This window comes from Pseudomonas sp. ABC1 (assembly GCF_013395055.1).
Classification (GTDB): Bacteria; Pseudomonadota; Gammaproteobacteria; order Pseudomonadales; family Pseudomonadaceae; genus Stutzerimonas.
Genome location: NZ_CP058349.1, coordinates 659,126 through 684,631, shown reverse-complemented (window position 1 = coordinate 684,631; position 25,506 = coordinate 659,126). Strand labels below are relative to the sequence as shown.

Sequence of the window (25,506 nt, the reverse complement as noted above, 5' to 3'; positions counted from 1 at the left end):
ATATTGCCGGAAAAGCCGTTTCAAGACTGATTCTCACTAGGCTTTGATGGTCGATTTCGCTAACCTACCGCCCCGATATGATGTGGCGCGCGATGCCTTTCCGTGAAAGGTGCTGCCCGACTCATGAAACGCTGGGCGATCGTTTTCAGAACCGTTGCCCTCGCTACCTGGAAAAGGCAAAGGTTAAGTCAATGAAGGAAGGTTTCCGCCAGTCGATGGCCTGGCTGCACACCTGGACAGGGCTGGTGGTTGGCTGGGTACTGTTCTTCGTGTTCGTCACCGGTACCGCTGGTTATGTGACGAATGAAATCTCTCGCTGGATGCGCCCCGAGTTGCCCCTTGTCGAGCGTCTGCAGGACGTGGACCGTGGCGCGGCGCTCGAGCTTGCACTGTCGCGTCTGGAACGCGATGGCCTCAATGCCAAGAACTGGAGCATCGAGCTGCCGCACTACGATCAGGGCGCACGGCAGGTGCATGGCCTTGAAATCGCCTGGGAGGAAATGCCCGAGCGTGGCCAGACATGGGGGCGTTACAACAGCGAGGAGCTCGACTTCCGCACCGGCGAAGTGAAGGAAGCCGTAGAGACGCGTAGCACCGGTGGCGGTTCTTTGCTGTACCGGATGCACTATGCGCTGCACTACATTCCCTACGATGTGGCGATTCGCCTGGTGGGTGTCTGCACCATGCTCATGTTGCTTGCCATTGTTTCGGGCGTGATCACGCACAAGAAGATCTTCAAGGATTTCTTCACCTTCCGTCCTGGCAAGGGACAGCGTTCCTGGCTCGACGCGCACAACATCATCAGTGTGATGGCGCTGCCTTTCTTCCTGATGATCACCTACAGCGGCCTGGTGTTCTTTCCCTCGCAGTACATGCCCGCAGCGCTCGACACCCTGTATGGCAGTTCGGATGCCGGGCGCACCAAGTTCTATGACGAAATCTTTGATCGCAACACGGGCGAGGTCTACCTGCCCGTCAGCAAACCGGCTGTGTCGCTGGCGAGTGTCCTGGCGAAGGCCGAGGCACAGTGGGGAGAGGGCAGTGTCGCATCGCTGAGTGTGAGCCACCCCGAGAAAGAGGGTGCCTATATCGACGTGCACAAGCTCAAGGGCGGCCAGTTGCAGGTCTACGAGGCACCGACCTTGCGCTTCAGCGCCGAGGACGGGCAACCGATGATTCGCGAGGAGAAGGGCACGGCGGCAACCGAAACCCGTAACGTGATCCTGTCCCTGCATGAAGGCCGGTTCGCTGACTGGTGGTTGCGCTGGCTGTACCTGCTCTCCGGGTTGCTGGGCTGCGGGATGATTGGTACCGGCCTGGTCCTGTGGACGGTCAAACGGCGTGGGCGTCATCTGAAGAAGGATGCGGCGTCGCGTTTCGATGCCGCTGGCCTGCGCCTGGTGGAAATTCTCAACGCCGGCACCATCGTCGGTCTGCCGGTGGCCGTTGCGGCCTACTTCTGGGCCAACCGCCTCCTGCCTGTCGATATGGCCGAGCGTGCCGACTGGGAGGCGCACAGCCTGTTCCTGGTCTGGGGCTGGACGTTCGTCTATGCGGCGCTGCGTCCGGTGAAGAAAGCCTGGCTGGAAATCCTCTGGATCGCCGTGGTCGCTTACGCCCTGTTGCCTCTGCTCAACGCATTGACCACCGACAAGCACCTGGGGGTTACCGTGCCCTATGGGGATTGGGTCCTGGCCGGTTTTGACCTGACGATGTTCGCCTTGGCGGGGCTGTTCGCCTATGCGGCGTTCAAACTGAAGAAGAAATGGCTGAAGGTCGAGGCCGCGGAGAACGCAGCGAAAGCGACGGTAAAGGGAGCGGTGACGCAATGAATATCAGTGAATCGGCGCGTTATCGCTGGATGGTGGCGTCGCGGGTGCTGGCTGCCGTCGTTGGCGGGTACGCATTGACCTCTGCGATCACAGTATTGCTGGCGTTGCTATGGCCATTGCCCAAGGCGCATGCGGTCCTGGCGGCCACGCTGCTCAGCTTTGCGGTCTACGCCGGCGTTGTCGTCTGGGTCTTCAGCACCCGGAGTGCGACCCGTGCATGGGTGGGCATGGTCGTGCCCACTGCGGTTCTGTCCCTGATCTGTTGGGCGCTTCTGCCTGGAGGCGCTGCCTGATGATCGATGTCCTGATTCTGTTGACCAGCCTGGTGGGCTTCGTGGCATTGGCCCTGGCGATGGACAAGCATGCCAAGCATTTCCTGCGGCGAGCGCTTTCCGTCCGGCTCAGCCGTGTGCTGCGGGTAGTCGGCTGGACGTTGCTGGCGTTGGCGCTCTACATGAACTTCCACGTGCGTGGCTGGAGCGTTGGCAGCGTGGCCTGGCTCGGCTGGCTGACGATTGCCGGAGCCGCCCTGGTGTTCTATATGCCGAACTGGCCATGGCAACCGGTGCAGCCTCAGCCTGCGCGCAAGGGCAAGGAGGTCAAGGTTCCGGAAAGCCCCAGCCTCGACGGCATCAGCAACCCGTGGCGGCGTCGTATCGCTGTCGTATTGCTGTTGTTGCTGCCTGTCGGCTTTGCCGTGGCCTTCGTCAATACGCCCTTGAAGGCGACACTGCGCGACGATGCCTACAGCGATGCGATAGGTCCCTGGGAGTTCACCTTGGCCGAGGTCGACCACAAGCGTCCACAGGAGGCCGCTGGCTCTTTCCACAAGTCGTTCTACATTCGCTTCTGCGAGACATGCGATGCCGACATCCGTGCCGCCTACCTGAAAGTGCGCAAGCCTCGTTCGCTGCGCGCGGCCGGTAATGTCTTCAGTGGCACGCGTTGGGACCGCTGGGTCGAGATTCCGATTCCTCCGGCGGCCAAAATCTCGGATCAGCTCTGGCTGACGGTCGAGGCGAAAGATGGCAGCCTGCACCACAAGGCGATCAATTTTGCCGAGGTTTCCCCTTCGCTGACACGCTTCATCGAAAGCAAGTAAGCGCGACCGCGACAGTCGAAGCCCTCGAAGTCGTGGATGGCGTATTCCTCCATACCCCCAACCGGCGAGGCCGCCAGCATGGCGTCGACCTGCGCTTGGATGTCGTCCAGCTCCTGCATTGCGTCGATCCAGACGCCATGCAGGTGACCGGCGTTGTAGGCGGCTAGGTCGGCAACGCAGATCCTGATCTCTTCGCTCATGGCTTTCACTCCTTCGTCTTCAGGGTTCTGCGCTTGCGCTGCGCATGAACCCCTGCCGACTAGGGCGACTAAGGCGGTCGTGAAAAAATCAGGAAAAATCGCGGAGGCTCCACCCAGCGCAGCGGCCGGGTGGAAACCGTCTATTTTTCCTGATTTTGAGGGGGCAAGAACCCCTGCGTTTTTGTCCTAGAGCAGGTCAAGATCCCAAGCTATAAGGTTAGCCTATTCGGTTAGTCATCGTTCGAGAGCCATTGATTATATGTATCAAGAGGAGGACTGCGTCGTGGATTCAGCGGAGACCCTGTTACGGGTTTTCACGAGATGGCGACTGAATTTCTCTCAGCAAATCGATGAATACCCGGAGTACGGCTGACCTTAGATGAGCTATCCAGGCAGGCTGATCAACCTGGAGCTACCCCGCATCCAATCTTCCTCCGGCCTACCCGCGCCAGTATAAAAAGCCAACCGGTTCCTCAGAATTTTTCGCTTTTCCCAAGAACGTACAAGCAATGTCCAAGGCTGAACGCTTATGGTTTTCGCATGAAGCAACGGATCGTCGAAACAGCCTTCTCGGCGAGTAGATGGTACTCAATCTCAGGAAGGAATTAACAATATGGAAGCTGTAATTTCTCGCAAGCGGGCTGCGATCATTGGCTCGGGAAGCATCGGCATAGACCTAATGTACAAAGCCATGCGTTCTCCTCACCTGGACCTGAAAATGGTCGTGGGACGCAGCCAGGCCAGTGAAGGCTTAGCCCGTGCCCGTGATCTGGGCATCGCCACCTCGGCTGAGGGCATCGACTTTCTGGCGCACCACGCCAGCGGCATCGACATCGTGTTCGACGCCACCTCGGCGCAGTCGCACCGTATCAACGACCAATTCTTTCGCAAGGCCAACCTGATGGTCATAGACATGACACCCGCGAAGATCGGCGCGATCTGCGTACCCTCAATCAACCTCGACAGCATAGTCGCCGAGCGCAACGTGAACCTAGTGACTTGCGGCGGCCAAGCGAGCATCCCGCTGGCCTATGCCATCGCCCAGGCTTTCGACACGCTGGATTACATCGAAGTCGCTTCGACTATCGCCTCTGACAGCGCGGGCATGGCGACGCGCGAGAACATCAATCAGTACATTCTCACTACCGAGCAGGCGCTGCGGCAGTTCAGTGGTACTGGAAAAAGCAAAGCGGTGCTGAACATCAACCCGGCCAAGCCCGGCATCAACATGCAAACCACTGTATTCGCGAAGGGGCGTTACCAGAGTCTGGAGAAGGTGAAAGCAAGCGTGCGGGAGATGGTTGTCCGTGTTCAACGCTACGTACCGGGCTACGAAGTGGTGCTGGAACCGGTGGAAAGCAAAGGCTACCTCACCGTGGGTGTGACTGTGCGCGGCAGCGGCGACTACTTGCCTGCCTATGCTGGCAACCTCGACATCATCAATTGCGCTGCCATCGCGGTCGCCGAATTCAACGCTGTAAGCTGGGAACGGACCGCCGCATGATTGCCATCACTGACTGCACCCTGCGCGACGGCAACCACGCCGTGCGACATCAACTGAGCGAAGCACAGATTCGCCAGTATGCCCAGCAGGCCGATGCCGCCGGCGTCGACATCATTGAGGTGGGCCATGGCAATGGGCTGGGTGGATCTTCAGCGCTGCTAGGAACCAGCTGCCTGGCTGACCGCGACATGCTCGAAGCAGCCCGATCGGTGATCAAGAACGGCCGCCTTGGGATTCATTTCATTCCCGGGCTGGGTACCTCCACCGACCTTTCGACCGCCATTGAGGTCGGGGTCGATGTGTTCCGCATCGCCTCGCATTGCACCGAGGCCAACGTCACAGCGCCCTACATCGAGTCGGTGCGCAATCAGGGCAAGAGCGTGTATGGCGTACTGATGATGAGCCATATGGCCGAGCCCGCAGAGTTGGCGCAACAGGCTGCGCTCATGGCCAGCTATGGTGCCGATGCCGTAATACTGATGGATAGTGCCGGTTACCTAGCCCCCGACGACGTACGCTGGCGCGTGCAGGCAATCCAGGAACTGACTGACATCAAGCTGGGTTTTCATGCCCACAACAACCTTGGCTTGGCGGTGGCCAACTCGATGGCTGCGGTGGAAGAGGGCGCTGAATTGCTAGACGCCTGCATCATGGGCTTTGGTGCCGGAGCGGGAAACACCCAGTTGGAGACCTTGATCGCCGTGCTCAATCGTTCGGGCTATCGCACCCGCTGCACCTTCGATGCTGTGGCCGGGCTGGCGCATGCGTCGCAGCAGTACCTGGACTGCCTGACCCCGCACATCGGCACCGCCAACATCGCTAGCGGCATCAATGGGCTGTTTTCTGGATTCGCGCCGCACATCAAACGTGCGGCCGAACAGTTCAAGGTCGATGAGTTCCAGCTTTACCGCTTGCTAGGCCAACGCCAACTGGTGGCGGGGCAGGAAGACATCATCTTGGAGACCGCCGCCAGGCTGTCCACCACACACTAAACCCAGCTTCAGGTATCGAATCGATGGCTGCTATTGATAAGCAGGGCCTTCGCTCGCCCATGATTCATGAAAAAGTCGCTCACTGGGCGACCTTGACCCCCAATGCAGTTGCCGTTCGCAGTGCATCGGAAACTTTGACTTACACCGAATTAGATCGGCAGTCGTCAGCCCTGGCCGGTTACCTGCACGAGCAGGGCATCGGCACCGGGAGCCTGGTGGGGGTGTATTTCCAACCCTCGCCCGCCACGCTGGTGTGCATGCTCGGTATCCTTAAAAGCGGGGCCGCATATGTGCCGTTGGACGTCGCCAACCCCTCTGCCCGGTTGGCGCAGATGGTCGGGCAACTGGCCGACCTCAAGTTGATCTTCACCTCGGCGCCGTTCATGGCCAACCTTGATGGACAAGCTGTGTCCGTGGCCGACATCGAGCAGGTACGCGCGCTGTCGGAGGGGCTGCCGGTGGCCCGGCCGAGCCATTGGCCAGTGCAGGAAAACACCCTTTGCTACACCGTATTCACCTCAGGGACCACTGGAGTGCCGAAAGCGGTGGCTATCACTCACCGTAGTTGGGCGAACCTGATTGATTGGCACGTACGCGAATACGGCCTGGGGCAGGACTCTAACGGAATCCTGGTATCGGCTTACGGTTTCGATATCTCTCAACGCAGCCTGGTCACGCCGCTGTACAGCGGGGCAGCGATCTCGCTGACCAGCAGCCGCATGTTCGATGGCTACGAAATCGCGGGTTTGATCGAACAGCACCGGGTCGCCAGCATCCATCTGGCCCCCAGTTTGTTGTACCTGATTCTTCAGGCGGGACAGGCCCGTGAGCAATTGGCAAGCCTGCGGCACTTGTTCATCGGTGGTGAAGCCCTCTCGACCGCTCGGGTAGTGGAATGGGCCAAAGGCAAGGGGGCGGCCTGCAACCTGATTCACCAATACGGTGTGGCGGAATGTACCGACGTAGCCACCTGCCACCGCATGGTCGATTACGCCACCTACCTCACTGACGGCATCCCCATGGGCGAGCCGGTGGGCAATTGCCGCGTCGATGTGCTCGATGAGCATGACTGCCCTGTGACAGTCGGCGAAACCGGTCAGATCGTGATCTCCGGCATGGGAGTGGGCCAGGGTTACCTGAACAACCCCACGCTGCAGGCTGAACGCTTTAGACCCATGACCGTCGATGGCGTGACTCGTGCCGCTTACTTCACGGGTGACTACGCTCGCCGCAAAGCCGACGGCAGTTTCATCTGCGTGGGGCGGCGCGATAACCAAATCAAGATCCGCGGCATGTTGGTGAACCTGTCCGAGATCGAGAACGGCGTACGCAACGCGCTAGTCACCGTTGAGGACGCGATCGTGCTCAACACCCAGGCCCAGCCCGGTCAGGAAGCCGAACTCACCGCTTTCGTGACCACCACCGACGAACTGCCAACCCTACGCGATATCAGTCGCCAGCTCTCGGCCCTGTTGCCCAACCACATGCACCCACGGCGATACGTGGCCTGCAAACAGTTCCCCCTGACCCAGAACGGCAAGATCGACCGCCAAGCTCTGTTGGATATGGGCTGAACAACCCGTCACTACCAATAAGGAGTTTCACATGACACAGATGGACCAAAAAATATCCGCTACCACCGGCCTGCCGGCTAGTTCGGTGATCACTGACGATATTCGGGCAGACATCGAATCGTTCGAGCGCAACGGCTTCATCGGCCCGATCAAGTTGTACGAGCCCGAAGAAGCGGCGGATATCCTGCGGGCCTTGCGCGTGGCCAACCACGACCGCTCGCACATCCTGTACGACAACAACATGAACTACGACCGCCACTTCGATATTCCCGAATTGTCGCGGCACATAATGCACCCGACCATCCTCAAGTATCTGCGCGGCATTCTGGGTAGCGACCTACTGTGCTGGCGTTCGGAGTGGTTCGCCAAGTTCCCCGGTGGCCGCGGCACCGAGTGGCACCAGGTGCGCGACTACAGCTATACCGACGGCAATCCGCTGATCGTGCCGACAGAAACGGACTGGAATGCCTACATCGACCTAACCGTGTGGACCGCGTTCACCCCGGCCACCAAGGAAACTGCGTGTATGCGCTTCCTGCCTGGCTCGCACAAAAAGTTCTACTACGACGAGAAGAAGAGTGTCGCTACCGGTCGCAATGGTGATTACCAGCACTCCAAGACCGACACCGGCTTCTTCGGCTATGACTTCTCCGAATTCAAGGTCGACCCGGCCTGGGACCCGGAAAGCGCCAACCCGGTGGACATGGAACTGCAAGCCGGCGAATGCGTGATTTTCACCGCCTCCTGTGCACATGCCTCGCACAACAACACCAGCGAACGGCAAACGCGCCTGGCGATCTCCGGACGTTACGTCCCTACCCATGTGCGGGTGTATCCAGACCTGTCGAGCTACAACGCGCATGGTGAAACCTTCGACCTGACTAACTACGCCACCGTGCTGGTGTCGGGCGCCGACACCTACGGGCACAACCAGGTGCGCAGTGCCAATAACCGAGACCAGGCGTTTTCGTTCGCCGCACTGGAGGAGAAAGCCCCATGCTGAATGCCATTCATGAGATCTGCGCCAAAGCGCTGGATTACCCGCAACTGAAGTTGGACGACGACTTCTTCGACGTGGGCGGCCACTCGTTGATGATGGCCGAGATCCAGCGCCACCTTCACGAGGAACTGAAGGTGCAGGTCGACATGGAGTCGCTCTTTCGCAACTCGTCGGTAATCCAACTGAGCAAGGCCATCCAGCCGTCGTTCAGCCAGCAGGTGGGTTAATGCCGGGCTGGCCGGCCGTTATCAGTCGGCCACCCCTCAAGGAGATAGGAAGATGAGGACCTTTGCGTTGCTGGAGCACACTCACGGCGGTGAGCCAGCAGACCTGACGCTCAAGAGGGCGTCGCTGTTCGCTGCATTCATGAACCGGGCCACCCAATGCGTACCGGTCAGTGCCGACGCCGTCGCGGCCGCCGCGCAGGTGAACAGCCTGCTGGAAAAGGGCCATGTGCATTTCAACGCCTTGGACGGGGGCGCTTTCGAAGCCTTCTATGGCCCCTCGTGCGAGGCCACCGCACAGGTTTCCACACGCATTCCCTTCTGGTCGGAAAAAATCGTCGCGAAAATCCGTAAAAGTGTGCGCCAGTCGCAGGGTGCCATCTGCTCGCTGCAACTGTTTGATGCCGACAATAGCATCGATGTGTTCGTGACCGATTGGAGTTCCTGCACTGCCGCGTGCGCCATCGCCGTGCACAAATATCATTGGTTCACACGCAACCTCGCCGACCGGCCCGATGCGGACAACTACTTCACCGGCGCTTATGTGCGCAACCCGCTGACCGGTGACTTGATGTCGGTGTGGGTCGCTGATTGGGTCAAGCCTGATTTCGGCACCGGTGCCGTGCTGGTCAACCCCGCCCACAACAAGACCGACCTGGATTTCGCTCGACGCGTAGGTTTGCCGATCCGCTTCGCTCTGTCGATCGAGGCGCAGGCTGATGAGCACGCGATGCCTGTTCCTCCAGTACTCAAAACCGGCCACGCGGTGCGGTCGGGCTTTCTGGACGGTAAACCTGCGCCTCAGGTGCACAACGAAACGGTCAACGTGTTGCTGCGCAAGGGCTGTGCCCGGGCGTATGAAGACAAACGCATCCCTGGCGAAGCCATCGCCCGCATAGAACCCACTACACCCGAGCAGGCGCAGCTGTACTGGAGCCCGCACCTGGGCACATTCCATGAGGATGCGGTGCAAGGTCTGCCGGTTCGCGTCGAGTTCAGCGCTAGTTTCAAGGCCGCAGTGACCACCGTCACCCATCGCCCGGACCACCTGCAAGTGGATGCCTCTATCCAGAAAAAGAACATTGGTGCGCTCGCCGCGCTGATCTTCGACCTGGGGGGCTTGGAGGCTTTCGTGCCATTGACGCTGTTCGAATCGGTCGAGTACGCCGGCTGCCGCGCCGACGGTGACCAGACCGTGGACCTGGCGCTGCTGGTGGGTGAAGAACCGGAGAAAGTGCTGGTGATCCGCAAGGCGCTGATCGACCAGATCGACAGCTTTCTTAGTGGCTGCCAGAAGCTTTCGGCCCGGCTCGGCGAAAACGGCACGCTGCCGCCGGATCAAGTGAACACCTTACTGGAACATGGAGACGCGGTATCGGCGTTCCGCTCCCTGTACCAATGGCAAAAACAAATGGTCGCCAACGATGAAGTGATCGACCAGTGCGTCTACACCTCGGTGCTTTCGACGCTCGGCGTTCGGTCGGCTTGAACTAGGAAATCATTTGATGGAAATTTTCCTCTACGCCTTCAGCGTGATGTATAGCCCCGGGCCGGTCAACGTGATGGGCCTGAACGCTGGGCTCACTGGCCAGTTCCGCCGCACGGTTGGCTTTTTCATCGGGGTGGGCTGCGCTATGTTCGCGCTGTTCCTGGTCTTCGGTTACACCGGCGAGGCCTTGATCTCGCGCTCGGTGCTGCCGTACATGGCCTTGGTGGGCGGCCTATACACCCTGTACCTGGCGTTCAAGGTGTTCACTTCCAAGGTGGTGCTGCCGGGCAAAGCGGACCCAGCATCGCCGACCGAGAAACCGCTGACGTTCTGGAACGGCTTTCTGATCCAGGCCTTAAACCCCAAAGGGATGATGGTGGTGCTGCCGATCACCACAGTGATGTTCCCAGCGGCCCACGTCACTGGCATTAGCATTGCTGTGGTCTCGATCATGATCGCGCTGGGGGGCGCCGGTGCCCCGGGCATCTACTCGTTCCTGGGCGCGGTGCTAGGCAAGCGCATTACCAAAGAGTCGTACTTCAATTTCTTCAACCGTTTGATGGGTGTGGGGCTGGCGGTATGCGCGGCCTTTATGTTTCACGACTTCTACATTCATGTTCAAGGGGGCTGAGATGATCAAGCCAGATACGGCAGTCAATTGGAATGCCGTCGACAAAGAGCAGTTGGGGGACCTGATCGTGCGCCAGATCGTGCACGGTGACGAACTGATGATGGTCAAGCTGACGATGAAAGCCGGAGCGGTGGTCAAACACCATAGCCACCCCAACGAGCAGATGACCTACATTCTCAAGGGCAAGATCCGCTTCACCCACGGCTGGGAGATGGAGCAAAGCACCGTGTTGTGCGCCGGCGACGTGCTGCACCTCGCGGCCAACATGCCGCACGCCGCCGAGTGCCTGGAGGATACCGTGGACCTGGACGTGTTCACTCCACCACGGCGGGACTGGTTCGTGGCCAATGGCAGCGACTACTTCGCTCAGCCTGCCGAGGCTGGTCATGACTAGCCCGGCAGCGAACAAGTGGCTGCACCGGACCGTACAGCCCGAGGCACGCAGCCGCCTGCTGTGCTTCCCCTTCGGTGGCGGCAGCGCCTCGTTCTATCGCGACTGGCAAGCGCGGCTGGGGCCAGAGGTCGAGGTGTGTGCCGTGCAACTGCCGGGGCGCGAGGCGCGCTTCGCTGAGCCATTCTTCACCCAGATCGACGAACTGCTACCGCCGTTGGCACAGGCGCTGTCGGGCCTGTTCGACCTGCCTCTGCATTTGTTCGGCTACAGTCTGGGGGCGGGGATCGCGCACCGGTTCGCCAGCTACTGCGCCGAGCATTACCCGGTCGCACGCATCCAGTCCCTGACCGCCTGCGCCAGCTCCGCAGCGCTGGGTAGCCGAGTCAGCTCCTCCGCCATGAGCGACGAGCAGTTCCTGGCGTACATCCAGGCTTTGGGCGGCTTGCCTGGTGAAGTCGTGGATAACCCTGGCTTGCGTGCGATCGCCCTGAAAACGCTGCGTCACGATTTTGCGCTCTCCGAAAGTATTGACTTGCCCACCGCAGCCCCGGTAGCGCTGCCGATCCTGGCGATTGGAGGCGACCACGATCCCTCGGTGCCGGTCGACGGGTTGCAGGCCTGGGCCGCCAAGACCACTCAACCTACGCAGCAGCAGGTATTTCCCGGGGATCACTTTTTCGTTCGCCAGAACCTGCCAGGTGTGCTGCAAGCCCTGCGAAGCTTCGCCGCCGTGTGACCACCAGGAAGGGATAACAACTGTAATGGACTATCTGACTGCTTCGTTCAATATCGCTGCCGGAGCCGCATTGATATTGCTGATGCCGGGGCCTACCAACACTTTGTTGATGACCTCTGGCTATTCCAGCGGGCCCGCCCGCACCTCGCCGTTGATCGCCACCGAGGCGTTCGGCTACAGCATTGCGATCAGTGCCTGGGGCTTCGTGCTGATCGCGCTGGCTACGCGTTACCCCGACCTCGGCATCGGTTTGAAACTGTTGTGTGCAGGCTACCTGGGTCTGTTGGCCTACCGCATCGCCTCGCTGAGGCAGTTGGCGAGCGAGCCAAGGGGCAGCGTGGTCAGCTGCCGGGCATTGTTGATGCTCACGCTGCTCAACCCGAAGGCATTGATATTGGCGTCGGTGGTGTTTCCCCGCGAGGTGTATGCCACCGTTGAGCGCTTTGGTTGGGCGCTGCTCTCGTTTCTGCTCATCCTGGTGCCGATCGGTTTCGCCTGGGCATGGCTGGGCACCGTGGTGAGCCGCACGCCCCACCACAACGTGCACCGATGGGTGCCCAAGCTGGTCGGGCTGTCACTCTTGTCCTTTTCCGTTTACCTGACTTACTCGGCCCTCAAATGAACGTCTGTGACACTCATCGAACTGTATTTCGCAGCCACGGCGCACCCTCGGTGCTCGAACACGAGCCACTTGTGCTGAAGCCATTGGCACCTGGCCAGGTGCGTGTGCGCAACGAGGCGGTCGGGGTGAATTACATTGACACCTACTTCCGCTCCGGGCTATACCCACCGCCGTGCCTGCCCTCTGGGCTGGGCACCGAAGGTGCCGGCACGGTGGTGGAATGCGCGGCTGGCACCCAAGGTTTCGATGTGGGTGACCGCGTGGCGTACGTGCAGTCCGCCTTGGGAGCCTACGCCACTTACCACACCGTGGATCAGCATCGGCTGGTTCACCTGCCCGACGACATCTCCTTCACTACCGCCGCGGGCGGGTTGCTCAAAGGACTGACGGTACTGTGCCTGTTCAACCAGGTCAGCCAACCCCGGCCTGGTGACACGGTGCTCTTTCATGCGGCCGCCGGCGGGGTTGGGTTGCTCGCCTGCCAATACGCTAGGTGCCGTGGCATCCATCTGATCGGTGTGGTGTCTAGTACGGTCAAGGCAGCGCAAGCTGAACAAGCCGGAGCATGGGCCACTTTGCTAGCCGATGAATCCATCGCTGAACGAGCACGGGCACTGACTGGCGGCGAGGGCGTGCGTTTCGTTTACGATTCAGTCGGCCGCAGTACCTGGAGGGCCTCGCTTGGCGCTACAGCTGCCCGCGGCCACCTGATCAGCTTCGGCAATGCCTCCGGGCCGGTCGAGAACGTGGCCCTAGCCGAGTTGGCACAGGCGGGGTCACTGACCGTCAGCCGCCCGATGCTGTTCGACTACATCAGTGACTCGGCATCGTTGCAGGCGTTGGCTGAAACTTTTTTTCAGTGCCTTCGAGATGGCATGGACGTGCACATCGGCGCTACCTTCGCCCTGGCCGACGCTGAGCGTGCGCACGTGCTGCTGGAGAGCCGTAAAGCGACAGGCTCGATCGTGCTCATTCCTTGATGAGGTTTTTTATGACGATCGACCAATGGCCTTCAAGCTGTAGGATCCAAATGTTAATTTGACTCCATGCCTCCTTCAAATTCTTCATGCGATACGCCCCAAGATGGAACAACTTGCTAAGGATCAGCGTCATGATTGAACTGCCTTCCTCCAAAGACTGGGTACGGCACCTCCATCCGGCGTCCAAAATGGAGCGATTGGAGGCTTTTTTCAGTGGGCATGGTTTCGATCCGCACCGGCATGACACCTACGCAATCGGCCGTACCCTGGCAGGTGTGCAGAGTTTCCGTTACCGCGGCGAGGCGCGTAACAGCTTGCCGGGCAGCACCATGGTGCTGCACCCTGACGAAGAGCACGACGGCCATGCCGGCAGTGAGTCAGGCTTTCGCTATCGCATGCTCTACATCACCCCGGAGCTTGCGCAGGAGGTGCTCCACGGCAAACCCTTGCCCTTCCTCAAGGGGGGCATTTCGAGCGATCCGCAGTTGGCCGCCGCTGCCGACAGCATCCTTAATTCGTTCGATGATCCAGTCGACTCCCTAGCTGAGGACGACGCGATTTTCCAGCTGTTCACCCGGCTACAAGCCATGTGCGGTGGACAGCCAGCCAATAATGGCAATTGCTTCACGGCCGCAAACCTGGCGCGTGAATACATGAACGACAACCTACACTTGCCCGTGAGCCTGGACGACTTGGCCGAATGCACGGGGCGTGACAAGTGGAGCTTGTCGAAAGACTACCGGTTGTACTTCGGCACTAGCCCCCACCGCTACATCACTATGCGCCGCCTGGACCTCGTGAAAGCGTCGATCCTGTTGGGGCGCCCACTGAGTGAGGCATCGGTAGACGCCGGCTTCTTCGACCAGAGCCACATGAGCAGGCACTTCAAGAAGGCGTTCGGCGTATCGCCGGCACGCTGGTGCCGCTCCCGCGACAGGGCCTTGGGATAAGCCGCGCATGTTCTGATTGGCATACAGGGCCTGCACAGCCTGCCTGCGAATGGCAGTACAGCATCCCTCATGGTTTCCGTCAGGGGGCTTTCATGCCTTTAGAGATTATTGGAGGTGTTCGTGGTTGATGGCCTGGATGCGCTGCAATACGGCGTTCATGCCATTGCTACGTGAGGGCGATAGCTGTCGTGAAAGCCCCAGTTGCTGGAACCAGTCGACCAGGTCGAGCGTATCCAGGGCCATAGCATCCAGCCCCTGGATACGAGCCAGCAACAGGGCCAGCAAGCCTCGCAGCAAGCGGGCTTCACTGTCGGCGCGAAAATGCCAGTTTCCATTTGGTCGCTCTGCCACCAGCCAGACCTGGCTCTCACAACCCTGTATCCGGTTGGACTCGCAACGCTCGAATGGCTTCAGCGGTTCCAGTTTCGCTCCCCATTTCATCAGTAGGCGCGCATGGTCTTCCCAGCCCTTGCAGGTGGAAAACGCCGCTAGCGCCTCTTGGGCGCTGTCTGGCAGAGCGCTCATAACAGCAACTCCAGTGCTTGCTCCAGTGCCTCGAAGAAGCGCTGCAGGTCGTGCCCGTCGTTGTACAGGGCCAGTGAGACGCGCAGGGCGCCTTCGTGCCCCAGGCTGCGGACCAGCGGCATGGCGCAGTGGCTGCCGCTGCGTATGGCAATGCCTTGCTCGCCCAGCAAGTGCGCCAGGTCGGCAGGGTGAATGCCTTCCACTGTGAAGCTGGCCAGCGCGGTGTCCGGTGTCCCCAGCAGGTGTATGCGGGGGTATTGCTGCAACCCGTCGAGCAGGTGCTGGTGTAGTTGGCGTTCGTGGGCCTGGACCTGCTGTGGGTCCAGCGATGCCAGGTAGCGCAGGGTCGCGTCGAAGCCGATCACCGCACCGATGGGGGGCGTACCGGCCTCCAGCCCCATGGGGGCGGCGCGGAAGCTGGCGTTCTGGTAGTCGGTCTCTTGCAGCATCTCGCCGCCGAACTGCCAGGGCGACAGGCATGCAAGGGCTTCTTCCCGGCCATAGAGGATGCCCAGCCCGTCCGGTCCATACAGCTTGTGGCTGGAAAATACATAGAAATCGCAGCCCAGGGCGCGTACATCCTGGCGTGCATGGACCACGCCCTGGGCTCCGTCGACGACGCTCAGGGCATGGTTGCGCTTCGCCAGCGTCAGCAGTTCCTCAAGCGGCTGCTGGCGCCCCAGTACGTTGGAAAGCTGGCTGATGGCGAGGAGCCGGGTTTTTGCCCCGATGATCGTGCGTGCCTGTGCCAGGTCGATCTCGCCCTGGGCATCCAGTGGCAGCACGCGCAATGCCAGATTGCGACGGCGTGCCAGTTGTTGCCAGGGCAGGAGGTTGGCGTGGTGCTCGAAGGTTCCGATGACGATTTCGTCGCCAGCCTCGAAGCGGCTCTCCAGTGCGTAGGCCAGCAGGTTGAAGGCCTCGGTGGCGCCGTGGGTGAAGACGATTTCGCTGCTCGAGCGGGCATTCAGCCATTGCGCGACGTTTGCCCGTGTCGCTTCGAAGGCGCGGGTCGTGCGTTCGGCGGGCAGGTGCTGGGCGCGGTGGACGTTGGCCGTCCCCTGGCTGTAGTGGCCGAGCAGGGCATCGAGCATCGCCTGCGGCTTCTGCGCCGTGGCGGCGCTGTCCAGGTAGACCTGGCCTTCTGCCTGGAGGGCGACGATGCCGGGAAAGTCCTGGCGCCAGGGCGAGGCGAGTGACGGCATGCCTAGAATCCTGCGAAGAAGTGGATGACCAGCGCATTCACCAGGTCGATGAAGAATCCGCATACCAGGGGTACGAGGATAAAGGCCCGGTGCGCTGCCCCGTATTGTTGTGTCACTGCGGTCATGTTGACGACCGCGGTGGCGGTCGAGCCCAGGCTGATGCCGCCGAAGCCTGCACAGATGACCGCTGCTTCATAGTCCTTGCCCATAAAGCGGAAGACCACCAGCAGGATATAGGCGATACACAGCACCAGTTGCAGGCCGATGGCTACCAGTATGAAGAAGAACACCGATTGCAGCTCCCAGAGCCGCAGGCTCATCAGTGCCATGGTCAGGAACATGCCCAGGCAGATGTCGGAGATCAGCGCCAGCCCCTGTTGCGCCCCTGGCCAGTTGCGCGCCAGCTTGCGCCCGAGCAGGTATGGCAGCAGGTTGCGAATCAGGATGCCGGCCAGCAGGCAACTGACGAAGCGGGGCAGGTTGAGACCTGCGCTTTCCAGCGCTTCGGCGATGCCCTGTCCCAGCAACAGGGCGACATTGAGCCCCATCCAGGCCCAGAGGACGCCGTAGTAGGTGAGTTTGGGTTGCTCTTCTTCGTAGGCGCGGCCAATGTCCAGGTGGGTGTTGTCCGAAGGTTGCAGGCCATGGCGCTGCATCAGGTAGCGGGCGATAGGGCCGCCGATCACGCAGGCTGCAATCAACCCGAGGGTATTGCTGGCGATGCCCAGTTCCATGGCGTTGGCGATGCCCAGGCGTTCGACGAACTGTGGTGCCCAGGCCAGGGTGGTGCCGACGCCGCCGGTGAGCGAAATCGAACCGGCCATCAGCCCGGCTTGCGGCGCCAGGCCGAATACGCTGGCGACACTCATGCCCAGCAGGTTCTGCATGATGATGAAGAGGCTGGCCAACAGCAGCAGGACCAGCAGTGGACGACCACCCTGGAGCAGGGTGCGCAGGTCCGCCTTGAGGCCGATGCCGGCGAAGAAGTACAGCATCAGCAGGTCGCGTACCTGGAGTTCGAACTGGATCTGCGTGTCCAGCACGTAGTAAGCGAAAGCGACCACCGCGGCACAGATGAAGCCGCCAATCACGGGCTCGGGAATGCTGTAGCGGCGGAGCAGTTCGGTGCGCAGGGTGAGGATCTTCCCGGCGAACAGCAGCATGATCGCCAGGGTGAAACTGACGAACTCATCGACAATCAGGATGGACACGGGAGGAGGCTCGAATCATGGGCCGCGCCATGCTGGGGCGCATGGCGCGGCAGTCGCTCAGTTGTGGGCGTGCAGGGCTTCGTTCAGCTCGATGGCGGAACGGTTGGTCTTGCATTCCACGGCGCCGGTCTGGGAATTACGGCGGAACAGCAGGTCGGCCTGGCCGGCCAGTTCGCGGGCCTTGACCACCTGGACCAGTTGGTTCTGGTCGTCCAGCAGGGCGACCTTGGTGCCCGCGGTGATGTACAGGCCCGATTCCACGGTGTTGCGGTCGCCCAGCGGGATGCCGATGCCGGCGTTGGCGCCGATCAGGCAGCCTTCACCGACGGCGATGACGATGTTGCCGCCGCCGGACAGGGTGCCCATGGTCGAGCAGCCGCCACCCAGGTCCGAACCCTTGCCGACGAAGACACCCGCTGAAACGCGGCCTTCGATCATGCCCGGGCCGGCAGTACCGGCGTTGAAGTTGACGAAGCCTTCGTGCATCACCGTGGTGCCTTCACCGATATAGGCACCCAGGCGGATACGGGCGCTGTCGGCGATACGCACGCCGCTCGGCACCACGTAGTCGGTCATCTTGGGGAACTTGTCCACCGAGAAGACTTCCAGCAGGTCGCCTTTCAGGCGGGCTTCCAGTTGCAGTTCGGCCAGCTCGGCCAGGTCCACCGCGCCATGGTTGGTCCAGGCGACGTTGGGCAGCAGCGGGAAGATGCCGGCGAGGTTCAGGCCGTGCGGTTTGGCCAGGCGGTGGGATAGCAGGTGCAGCTTGAGGTAGGCCTCCGGGGTGGAGGTCAGGGCCGCGTCTTCCGCCAGGAGGGTGACCACCAGCGGGCGATGGCTTTCGGCCAGGCGGGTGAGCAAGGCATGCTGGATCGCATCGATGGATTTGATCGCGTCGGCCAGTTCGGCAGCCTGGGTGGTGGTGATGGCGATGGCCTGGTTGCCGCCGCTGTAGCCCAGCAGGGGGGCGATGGCATTGACCAGCGCTGCGTCCGGGTTCAGCAGCGGCTGAGCGTAGAAGACTTCCAGCCAGTTGCCCTGGCGGTTCTGGGTGCCGACGCCGAAGGCGAGGCTGAAGGTGTTACTGGACATCGGATTATCCTTGTGCGGTGCACGCTCGCCATGCGGGCGTGGTTTCAGTTCGTGCTGGCCAGTTCGGCAGCGTAGGTGTCGGGCTTGAAGCCGATCAGTGTCCTGTCGCCCAGTTCGAGTACCGGACGTTTGATCATCGACGGCTGGGCCAGCATCAGTTCGATGGCCTTGGCCTGGTCAAGGTCGGCCTTCTGCGTCTCGTCGAGTTTGCGGAAGGTGGTGCCGGCGCGGTTGAGTACCGTCTGCCAGCCATGTTCGCTGCACCAGAGCTCCAGGTGGGCGCGGTCTATACCGACGCTCTTGTAGTCATGGAAGTCGTAGGGCAGTCCCTGCTCTTCCAGCCAGGTGCGAGCCTTTTTCATGGTGTCGCAAGCCTTGATTCCGTACAGGCGCAGGCCGGCTCTGGTTTCGGCCATGGAATAGTTCTCCTTGGGCATCACTGGGCCATGGATTATGCCATGACCGGCAGTGGAAAAAGTCTGGCTGCCGTCACGCGTTCACGCTCTGCAGCAAGGATTGGAGTTCTTCAATCCCGGTCGGGCGTACGCAACGAGCGATTTCCTGGCCGTCGCGCAATAGGATCAGCGTCGGCCAGAGCTTGACCTGGAACGAACGCCCCAGGCGTCTCTTCGGACCGTCTTCGATCTTCAAGTGATGCAGGGGCTGGCCATGCAGCGCCTTGGCCAGCAAGGGCTGGGCGGCCTGGCAGTGTTCGCACCAGGGGGCGCCGAATTCCAGCAGGACATGGCCCGGCAGCGCATCGACCTCGGTGCGCCTGGGTTCTGACTCGGCATAGGTATCGTTCATGGCCATGGGCTACTTCTCTTGTATTGGGCGTGGTACAGCTTACAACGACCAGGGATTCAGGCTTTTTACCGGGCCTTTGTGCATGAATTGTGACAGCCAGGACGGATTCCCAGAGCCTGTTCACGATCTCGCGAGCTAGAGCCCTGCAAGGCGCAACGACCAACGGGAGTAACAGCCGTAGGCTGGCCCGAAGGGTGAGCGCTAGCGAATCAAACAGGCGAGGAAGCGGAGTTTACCGGTGTAAATGAGCATTCCGAGCCTGTTTTTAACGCATTAGGGCCGACGCGCAGCAGATCGTGGGCAGGCTCTCAGGCTCCTTGCACGAAGGCACGTATACGCTGCGCCGCCTCGATGCATTCGGCCAACGGGGCGACCAGCGCCATCCGCACGCGGCCCGCGCCGGGGTTGACGCCATCGACCTCGCGCGACAGGTAGGAGCCAGGGACCACGGTGACATGCTGGCGAGCGAACAGGTCGCGGGTGAACTGGGCGTCGTCCCCGGGCGTCCTGGCCCACAGGTAGAAACCACCGTCCGGGCGTTTCACATCGAGGACCGGCGCGAGGATATCCAGCACCGCATCGTATTTGCTGCGGTACAGCTCGCGGTTGGCCTGTACGTGCTGTTCGTCGTTCCAGGCGGCAATGCTGGCCAGTTGAGTCTGCACCGGCATGGCGCAGCCATGGTAGGTGCGGTAGAGGAGGAAGGCCTTGAGGATATCCGCATCGCCCGCGACGAAGCCTGAACGCAGCCCTGGCAGGTTGGAACGCTTGGACAGGCTGTGGAACACCACGCAACGCTTGAAATCGCTGCGGCCCAGGGCGGCGCAGGCGCTGAGCAGGCCGGGCGGCGGGTTTTCTTCGTCGAAGTAGAGTTCGCTGTAGCACTCATCGGCGGCGATGACGAAGTCATGCTCGTCAGCCAGTGCGATCAGTTTCTTCAGCGTTTCCAGCGGCACCAGCGCTCCGGTGGGGTTGCCGGGTGAGCAGAGGAACAGGATCTGCGTGCGCTTCCAGGTTTCTGCTGTTACCGCGTCGAAGTCCGGGTTGAACCCGTTTTCTTCCTGGCAGGGCAGGTAATGAGGCGTGGCGCCGGCCAGCAGCGCCGCGCCTTCGTAGATCTGGTAGAACGGGTTGGGGCTGACCACTAGGCCATCCGCCTGGCGGTCGACGACTGTCTGGGTGAAGGCGAACAGCGCCTCGCGGGTGCCATTGACCGGCAGTACATGGCGTGCGGCATCCAGCCAGCCGCTGGGTACGGCGAAGCGCCGCCCGCACCAAGCGGCAATGGACTCGCGCAGGGCCGGGATGCCCAGCGTGGTCGGGTAGACCGACAGTTGCTGGAGGTTGTCAGCCAGTGCCTGGGCCACGAAATCGGGGGACTTGTGCTTGGGTTCGCCGATGGACAGGGCGATGGGGGATAGCCCAGGCGCCGGTTGCACGCCGCCCAGCAGCGCCCGCAGTTTTTCGAAGGGGTAGGGTTGCAGCAGGTCGAGTGCTTGGTTCATCTGTGTCTTGTCTCGAAATCGGTTGTGCGGGTCACGGGGTGCGCAGGGCGCCGAAGTAGCCACAGCCATTCTGGCGCTTGCCGTCGATGCTCAGCACGGCGCTGAGATGGCTGACGGCGCCGCTGGCGCTGTCCACGCAACGTTGCGGGGCAACCCAGAGTTCCAGGCGTTGCTGGTTGGCTTCGCTGCTGAAATTGATCTGGCCCTGTGGCAGTTGTTCTTCCAGGTAGGGGAGTGCCAGGGGCGGTTGGTCCGGGCGCTCCAGCAACAGGCCGCGTGGGCTGATGGAAACCGTCCAGAAAGGCTCGTTGCCGCTGGCACGCAGGGCGAGGGTTGCCAGTTGCGGGTCGTCGCAGCCGTGCCCTTCGTTCTGCAGGCGATAGACCTTGCGTACGTCCAGGCGGGGCTGTCCGTCGGCGCTGGCCTTGCCCAGCTTGACGCCGCCAAGGTCGACGAACAGGCGGCTGGCACCGTCAGCAAAGAGCGCGGCGGCATCGTCGTTGAAACCGCTGTCGCCCTGGTCCAGCACTTGCAGTGTCTGGTCGCCCTTGCAGGTGCTCAGCAGCAGGTTGCCCGCGTCCCTGCGTACTTCGCCTTGCAGGCGCTCCAGGGCCGGGGCGGATGGCTCCGTGGTGAACAGGCTCTGGCAGGCGCCGAGCAGGGGGAACAGCAGGAACAACAAGGGGCGCATACGGATACCTGTCTATGGATGCCGGCAAGAGAAACGCCGGGTCAGGCCCGGCGCGCGAGGGCGGTCAGTTGCCTTGTACGGGCTTGCCGTCGACCTGACCGTTCTCCAGCATGATCTGGTATTCCTTGCCGTCCTTCTCGATCTGGTGCAGTCGGACCAGCAGGTAGTCCCAGTCCTTGGCGAACCAGAGCATGGTCACACGCTTGCTCTGGGTGGGGTCGCGCACACGCTCGACCTTGATGGCGTCGACCTGGCCGGCCTTGGTGCTGACCTTTTCCTCGCCGAGTACGCGGAAGTCGTAGGTCTCGATTTCGTCGCCATCGACCACCTGGTAGCTCATGCTGCGCTTGCCGGCGGCGACGTCGTGTTGCAGGGCCAGTTGATAGGTGGACTTATCCAGCAGGCCGGAGTTGAGCGGCAGCTTGACCTGCTCGCCACGGTCACTGCCGAGGACCTGCTTGCCCGCCCAATCGAAATCCTGCTCGATGCGCTTGCCTTTACCCAGGCCGCTGCGCTTGAGACGGTACTGCTGTGGCAGGAAGCTGTTGCCGTCGAGGGTGAACTGGCTGCGTTCGCTGAGGCTGGCCACCAGCATCGAGGCTTCGAAGTCCAGTTGCCAGCGGTTGCCCTCCAGGCGTTCGAGACTGCGCTTGGCGGTCCCGCTGACCGGTACTTGCTTCCAGTCGGCCGTGTAGCTGGCGGAGAAGGGTTTCAGTTCCAGGGCCTGTACCGGCAGGGCCAGTACGGCGAGGGCAAGCAGCAGGGCGCGGCGCATGGTGTCTCCTAGGTTCGTATGAGTTGGCCAGTGGCCGGTAATGGCGTGCCGTCGAGCATCGCGCCTTGTTCGCCGAGGCGCAAGCGCCCTTCGGCGAACCAGCGTACGGCCAGCGGGTAGATGATGTGTTCCTGCTCATGTACGCGCTGGGCCAGGGACTCCAGGCTCTGTTCGGCGATGATCGGCACGATCGCTTGCAGTACCAGGGGGCCGCCGTCGAGTTCTTCGGTGACGAAGTGCACGCTGCAACCGTGCTCATGGTCGCCGGCCTCGAGCGCCCGCCGGTGGGTGTCCAGTCCCTTGTGCTTGGGCAACAGGGATGGATGGATGTTCAGCAGGCGTCCTTGATAGTGACGCACGAACGCGGGGCTGAGGATGCGCATGAAACCCGCCAGCACCACCAGGTCGGGCGTGTAGCCGTCGATCGCATCGGCCAGGGCTGCATCGAAGGTTTCGCGGTCGGGGTATTCCCGGTGTTGCAGTACATGGGTCTCGATACCGGCCCGTTGCGCACGCAGCAGGCCGGGCGCATCCGCACGGTTGCTGATGACAGCGCGGATACGGGCCGGATTGTCATTGCCCAGGTTGTCGATCAGGGCCTGCAGGTTGCTGCCGGCCCCCGATATCAACACGACCAGATTGCAGGTGTCGGGCATCAGGCACGCTTCAGGTTGTCGAGCAGGACGCGCGGCGCGTCGGCATCGGCCTGGGTGATCGAGCCGATGACCCAGGGCTGCTCGCCGGAGGCGCGCAGGTTCGCCAGGGTTTCGTCGACCTTGTCCTGGGCGACGCAGATGACCATGCCGACGCCGCAGTTGAGTACGCGGTGCATCTCGTGTTCGTCGACGTTGCCTTTCTCTTGCAGCCAGTCGAATACGACAGGGCGCTGCCAGCTGGCGATATCGATGATGGCCTGGCTACCTTCCGGCAGTACACGTGGGATGTTGTCCAGCAGGCCGCCACCGGTGATGTGGGCCATGGCCTTGACTGCGCCGGTGTCCTTGATCAGCTTCAGCAGCGGTTTGACGTAGATGCGGGTTGGCGCCATCAGCAGCTCGGCCAGCGGCTTGCCGTCCAGTTGGGTGTTCTCGATATCGGTGGCGGAGACTTCGAGGATCTTGCGGATCAGCGAGTAGCCATTGGAGTGCGGGCCGGAGGACGGCAGGGCGATCAGCGCGTCGCCGCTGGCGACTTGCGAGCCGTCGATGATTTCGCTTTTTTCCACCACGCCGACGCAGAAGCCGGCCAGGTCGTAGTCTTCACCTTCGTACATGCCCGGCATCTCGGCGGTCTCGCCGCCTACCAGGGAGCAGCCCGCCAGTTCGCAGCCGGTGCCGATGCCGGTCACCACGGTGGCGGCGACGTCGACGTTGAGCTTGCCGGTGGCGTAGTAGTCGAGGAAGAACAGTGGTTCTGCTCCGCACACCACCAGGTCGTTGACGCACATGGCGACCAGGTCCTGGCCGATGCTGTCGTGGCGGTTCAGGTTCAGCGCCAGGCGCAGCTTGGTGCCGACGCCGTCGGTGCCCGACACCAGTACCGGTTGACGGTAGCCGGCAGGAATCTCGCAGAGTGCGCCGAAGCCACCCAGGCCGCCCATCACTTCAGGCCGTGCGGTGCGTTTTGCGACGCCCTTGATGCGCTCGACCAGCGCTTCACCAGCATCGATATCGACACCTGCGTCCTTATAGCTGAGGGAGGGTTGCTTGCTCATAATGATCCGGGCCTGTGGAGGTAATGCAGAACGGAAGGGGCTAGCGGGCCGGGAAACGTGTTCCGGGCCTCCAGAATAAAGTGCGGGATTTTATCAGGCTTGCCATGCAGCAGCCATCCCGAAGGTGTCGATGCCTGGGGGGCGCGCTATATAAAGGTTGGAGCTGGATTGGCAGGTAAGTCTTTGATTGGCTATCTACTGCTTGTATTGCCCAGGCGTGCGAGGCGTTGCGAGCCCGGCTAACCCCTCTACGCAACACGCATGAACTCATCCCTGAGGCTCTACGCCGACATCCCTGTCGGCGAAGGTTGCTCCGAGGGGTTGGCCGGGCTCGCAGTCAATATCGAAGTGACCATAAGAAAAATACCGATACCCGTCGCTCTCGCGCAGGCGGGAGCCTAGGTGCGCGGGCCTATGGCCCGTGCGCTTTTTCCACAGTCCCCTCTGAAGGTGGCTGTGCGGGCGCCAGGCGCTTCCCATCCAGGTATGGCGCGATCATCTCGGTGTCGATGCTGCGTGATCGATCATGGTCATGGTTGCTGCATTCGTATTGCTGCGCCTGGCGGCGCTGTTTAAGGTATGCGGACATTCGTGCCGTGAGAGTTTCCGTCCATGCCTGTCCTTGTCCGTTCCCTTCTGCTGGGGTGTGCCTGCCTCTTTGCGCCATTGGCCTTTTCGGCGCAGGTGACTGGGTTGTATCAGGTTTCGGAGCCTGTCACCGGGCAGCAGGCTGAGGCACGTGCCGAGGCGATGCAGCATGCGTTCGATACCCTGTTGCTGCGTTTGACTGGGAGCGATGAAGGCGCCGCGCAGGCGGATGTGGCGGCCTTGCGCAAGGATCCGAAATCGCTGGTGCGCCAGTATTCCTATGACGGCGATCGGTTGGTGGTGGACTTCGATCCGGTCGCCACCGAGCAGCGCTTGCGCCAGGCGGGTCTGGCACTGTGGGGGCAGAATCGTCCGGCCCTGTTGCTGTGGTGGCTGGGGCCTGTGCCTGATGGCGATGAGGATGCCGGTGCGCAACTGGTGGGTGACGGTCAGGCGGGGGCTGCGATGCTGCGTGAGGCTTCCCTCCACCGTGGGCTGCCGTTGCTGCTGCCGCTTGCCGACTTGCAGGAGCAGTTGCTGGCGACGCCGGAGGCTCTGGGTCAGGCGGATGGCAAGGAACTGCACGAGGCGGCCGAGCGTTATGCCGCCGATGCGCTGCTGGCGGTGGTGGCCAGTGAGAGTGACGGCAAGTGGTCCGCGACCTGGCGTTTGTGGTTGGGTGAGGATGCTGCGAAGGGCAAGGTTTCCGGCAAAAGCCAGGAGGCCCTTGCCGATGCGGTACTGCTGGCCGCCAGTCGGGCCATCGCGCCGCACTATGTCGTGGCGCCGGGGGCGGCTTCGCAGATCGTGCTGGAGGTGTCCGGGGTCGATGTGGAGCGTTTCGCCGAGCTGGAGCGCCTGCTCGATGCCATGGGCGCCACATTATTGCGGATGGATGGTGAGAATGTGGCCTATCGGTTGCAGAGTCGCCCCGAGCAACTGCGTGCGCAGTTGCAGGTGGTTGGTCTGCATGAGCTGGAGGCGGAGTCGAACGATCCGCAGGCGGAGCATGACGAAGAGGGCGTGCTGATGCGCTTTGCCTGGTGATGCTGCCAACGGGGGCGCGTCGGGACGAGGGCGCTTGCCGGGGCGGCTGCTTGTACATTGCCCAGCGCTGCGGCGCTGTTTTCGGGCGGGTGATCGCTATACACTCCCGCCCCTGT

General features: G+C 61.7%; 27 protein-coding genes and 1 pseudogene. 16 read left to right on the top strand and 12 right to left on the bottom strand.

Going from position 1 to position 25,506, the window contains the following annotated elements:
• Positions 1-191 precede the first annotated feature (191 nt).
• The 3 genes from HW090_RS02805 to HW090_RS02795 are packed head-to-tail and all read left to right on the top strand — an operon-like array spanning position 192 to position 2,934.
• Positions 192-1,832 carry a PepSY domain-containing protein gene (locus HW090_RS02805; protein ID WP_179112050.1) on the top strand — a complete coding sequence of 547 codons (1,641 nt, stop codon included), beginning with the start codon at positions 192-194 and terminating at the stop codon, positions 1,830-1,832.
• Complete coding sequence (locus HW090_RS02800; protein ID WP_179112049.1) at positions 1,829-2,125, top strand: DUF3649 domain-containing protein; 297 nt, start codon at positions 1,829-1,831, stop codon at positions 2,123-2,125. Before HW090_RS02805 ends, HW090_RS02800 begins: the two co-directional genes overlap by 4 nt.
• Positions 2,125-2,934: a DUF3325 domain-containing protein gene (locus HW090_RS02795; protein ID WP_179112048.1), complete on the top strand. Its 810-nt coding sequence runs from the start codon at positions 2,125-2,127 to the stop codon at positions 2,932-2,934. Before HW090_RS02800 ends, HW090_RS02795 begins: the two co-directional genes overlap by 1 nt.
• Before the next feature lie 14 nt (positions 2,935-2,948).
• Here HW090_RS02795 and HW090_RS18075 read toward each other — a convergent pair.
• Positions 2,949-3,134 (bottom strand): annotated as a pseudogene (locus HW090_RS18075) (antirestriction protein ArdA); the annotation flags it as partial.
• A gap of 613 nt (positions 3,135-3,747) precedes the next feature.
• Here HW090_RS18075 and HW090_RS02785 point away from each other — a divergent pair.
• The 12 genes from HW090_RS02785 (at position 3,748) to HW090_RS02730 (ending at position 14,230) form a co-directional block, all read left to right on the top strand.
• Entirely contained in the window at positions 3,748-4,638 is an 891-nt protein-coding gene (locus HW090_RS02785; RefSeq protein WP_179112047.1) for an acetaldehyde dehydrogenase (acetylating), read from the top strand.
• A complete protein-coding gene (dmpG, locus tag HW090_RS02780) occupies positions 4,635-5,630 on the top strand; it encodes a 4-hydroxy-2-oxovalerate aldolase (RefSeq protein ID WP_179112046.1) in 996 nt (331 codons plus the stop codon). Before HW090_RS02785 ends, dmpG begins: the two co-directional genes overlap by 4 nt.
• 23 nt (positions 5,631-5,653) lie before the next feature.
• Positions 5,654-7,204: an amino acid adenylation domain-containing protein gene (locus HW090_RS02775; protein WP_179112045.1), complete on the top strand. Its 1,551-nt coding sequence runs from the start codon at positions 5,654-5,656 to the stop codon at positions 7,202-7,204.
• A 31-nt stretch (positions 7,205-7,235) separates the two neighbouring features.
• Complete coding sequence (locus HW090_RS02770) at positions 7,236-8,207, top strand: chlorinating enzyme (protein ID WP_218673560.1); 972 nt, start codon at positions 7,236-7,238, stop codon at positions 8,205-8,207.
• A complete protein-coding gene (locus HW090_RS02765; protein WP_179112044.1) occupies positions 8,201-8,431 on the top strand; it encodes an acyl carrier protein in 231 nt (76 codons plus the stop codon). Before HW090_RS02770 ends, HW090_RS02765 begins: the two co-directional genes overlap by 7 nt.
• 67 nt (positions 8,432-8,498) lie before the next feature.
• A complete protein-coding gene (locus HW090_RS02760; protein WP_179112043.1) occupies positions 8,499-9,917 on the top strand; it encodes a class I tRNA ligase family protein in 1,419 nt (472 codons plus the stop codon).
• A gap of 16 nt (positions 9,918-9,933) precedes the next feature.
• Positions 9,934-10,548: a LysE family translocator gene (locus HW090_RS02755; RefSeq protein WP_179112042.1), complete on the top strand. Its 615-nt coding sequence runs from the start codon at positions 9,934-9,936 to the stop codon at positions 10,546-10,548.
• Between the two features lies 1 nt (position 10,549).
• Positions 10,550-10,942, top strand: a complete 393-nt coding sequence (locus tag HW090_RS02750) for a cupin domain-containing protein (RefSeq protein WP_179112041.1) — start codon at positions 10,550-10,552, stop codon at positions 10,940-10,942.
• On the top strand, positions 10,935-11,678 hold the full coding sequence (locus tag HW090_RS02745) for a thioesterase II family protein (RefSeq protein ID WP_179112040.1): 744 nt from the start codon (positions 10,935-10,937) through the stop codon (positions 11,676-11,678). Before HW090_RS02750 ends, HW090_RS02745 begins: the two co-directional genes overlap by 8 nt.
• Before the next feature lie 25 nt (positions 11,679-11,703).
• Positions 11,704-12,300 (top strand): LysE family translocator, encoded by a 597-nt coding sequence (locus HW090_RS02740; RefSeq protein ID WP_179112039.1) that lies wholly within the window; start codon positions 11,704-11,706, stop codon positions 12,298-12,300.
• A complete protein-coding gene (locus tag HW090_RS02735) occupies positions 12,297-13,280 on the top strand; it encodes a quinone oxidoreductase (protein WP_179112038.1) in 984 nt (327 codons plus the stop codon). Before HW090_RS02740 ends, HW090_RS02735 begins: the two co-directional genes overlap by 4 nt.
• Positions 13,281-13,411: 131 nt before the next feature.
• Positions 13,412-14,230: an AraC family transcriptional regulator gene (locus HW090_RS02730; protein WP_179112037.1), complete on the top strand. Its 819-nt coding sequence runs from the start codon at positions 13,412-13,414 to the stop codon at positions 14,228-14,230.
• A 105-nt stretch (positions 14,231-14,335) separates the two neighbouring features.
• Here HW090_RS02730 and HW090_RS02725 read toward each other — a convergent pair whose 3' ends face one another.
• From HW090_RS02725 to purM, 11 genes are all read right to left on the bottom strand, one after another.
• Complete coding sequence (locus tag HW090_RS02725) at positions 14,336-14,755, bottom strand: SufE family protein (protein WP_179112036.1); 420 nt, start codon at positions 14,753-14,755, stop codon at positions 14,336-14,338.
• A complete protein-coding gene (locus tag HW090_RS02720) occupies positions 14,752-15,960 on the bottom strand; it encodes an aminotransferase class V-fold PLP-dependent enzyme (protein ID WP_179112035.1) in 1,209 nt (402 codons plus the stop codon). Before HW090_RS02720 ends, HW090_RS02725 begins: the two co-directional genes overlap by 4 nt.
• A gap of 2 nt (positions 15,961-15,962) precedes the next feature.
• Complete coding sequence (gltS, locus tag HW090_RS02715) at positions 15,963-17,123, bottom strand: sodium/glutamate symporter (protein ID WP_256930782.1); 1,161 nt, start codon at positions 17,121-17,123, stop codon at positions 15,963-15,965.
• A 105-nt stretch (positions 17,124-17,228) separates the two neighbouring features.
• Positions 17,229-18,263 carry a 2,3,4,5-tetrahydropyridine-2,6-dicarboxylate N-succinyltransferase gene (gene dapD / locus HW090_RS02710; protein ID WP_179112034.1) on the bottom strand — a complete coding sequence of 345 codons (1,035 nt, stop codon included), beginning with the start codon at positions 18,261-18,263 and terminating at the stop codon, positions 17,229-17,231.
• A gap of 44 nt (positions 18,264-18,307) precedes the next feature.
• Positions 18,308-18,679: an ArsC family reductase gene (locus HW090_RS02705; RefSeq protein ID WP_179112033.1), complete on the bottom strand. Its 372-nt coding sequence runs from the start codon at positions 18,677-18,679 to the stop codon at positions 18,308-18,310.
• A 73-nt stretch (positions 18,680-18,752) separates the two neighbouring features.
• A complete protein-coding gene (locus tag HW090_RS02700; RefSeq protein ID WP_179112032.1) occupies positions 18,753-19,076 on the bottom strand; it encodes a thioredoxin family protein in 324 nt (107 codons plus the stop codon).
• 302 nt (positions 19,077-19,378) lie between these two features.
• Complete coding sequence (dapC, locus tag HW090_RS02695; protein ID WP_179112031.1) at positions 19,379-20,575, bottom strand: succinyldiaminopimelate transaminase; 1,197 nt, start codon at positions 20,573-20,575, stop codon at positions 19,379-19,381.
• A gap of 31 nt (positions 20,576-20,606) precedes the next feature.
• A complete protein-coding gene (locus tag HW090_RS02690; RefSeq protein ID WP_179112030.1) occupies positions 20,607-21,266 on the bottom strand; it encodes a COG3650 family protein in 660 nt (219 codons plus the stop codon).
• Positions 21,267-21,330: 64 nt separating this feature from the next.
• The gene (locus HW090_RS02685) at positions 21,331-22,041 is read right to left on the bottom strand and encodes a DUF3108 domain-containing protein (RefSeq protein ID WP_179112029.1); all 711 of its coding nucleotides are present in this window, start codon (positions 22,039-22,041) and stop codon (positions 21,331-21,333) included.
• A gap of 8 nt (positions 22,042-22,049) precedes the next feature.
• Positions 22,050-22,697: a phosphoribosylglycinamide formyltransferase gene (purN, locus tag HW090_RS02680; RefSeq protein WP_179112028.1), complete on the bottom strand. Its 648-nt coding sequence runs from the start codon at positions 22,695-22,697 to the stop codon at positions 22,050-22,052.
• A complete protein-coding gene (purM, locus tag HW090_RS02675; RefSeq protein ID WP_179114800.1) occupies positions 22,697-23,758 on the bottom strand; it encodes a phosphoribosylformylglycinamidine cyclo-ligase in 1,062 nt (353 codons plus the stop codon). The genes purN and purM overlap by 1 nt, the downstream gene beginning before the upstream one ends.
• Positions 23,759-24,367: 609 nt before the next feature.
• Between purM and HW090_RS02670 the strand changes: the two genes are divergently transcribed.
• Positions 24,368-25,390 (top strand): DUF2066 domain-containing protein, encoded by a 1,023-nt coding sequence (locus HW090_RS02670; RefSeq protein WP_373416359.1) that lies wholly within the window; start codon positions 24,368-24,370, stop codon positions 25,388-25,390.
• The last annotated feature ends 116 nt before the right edge of the window (positions 25,391-25,506 follow it).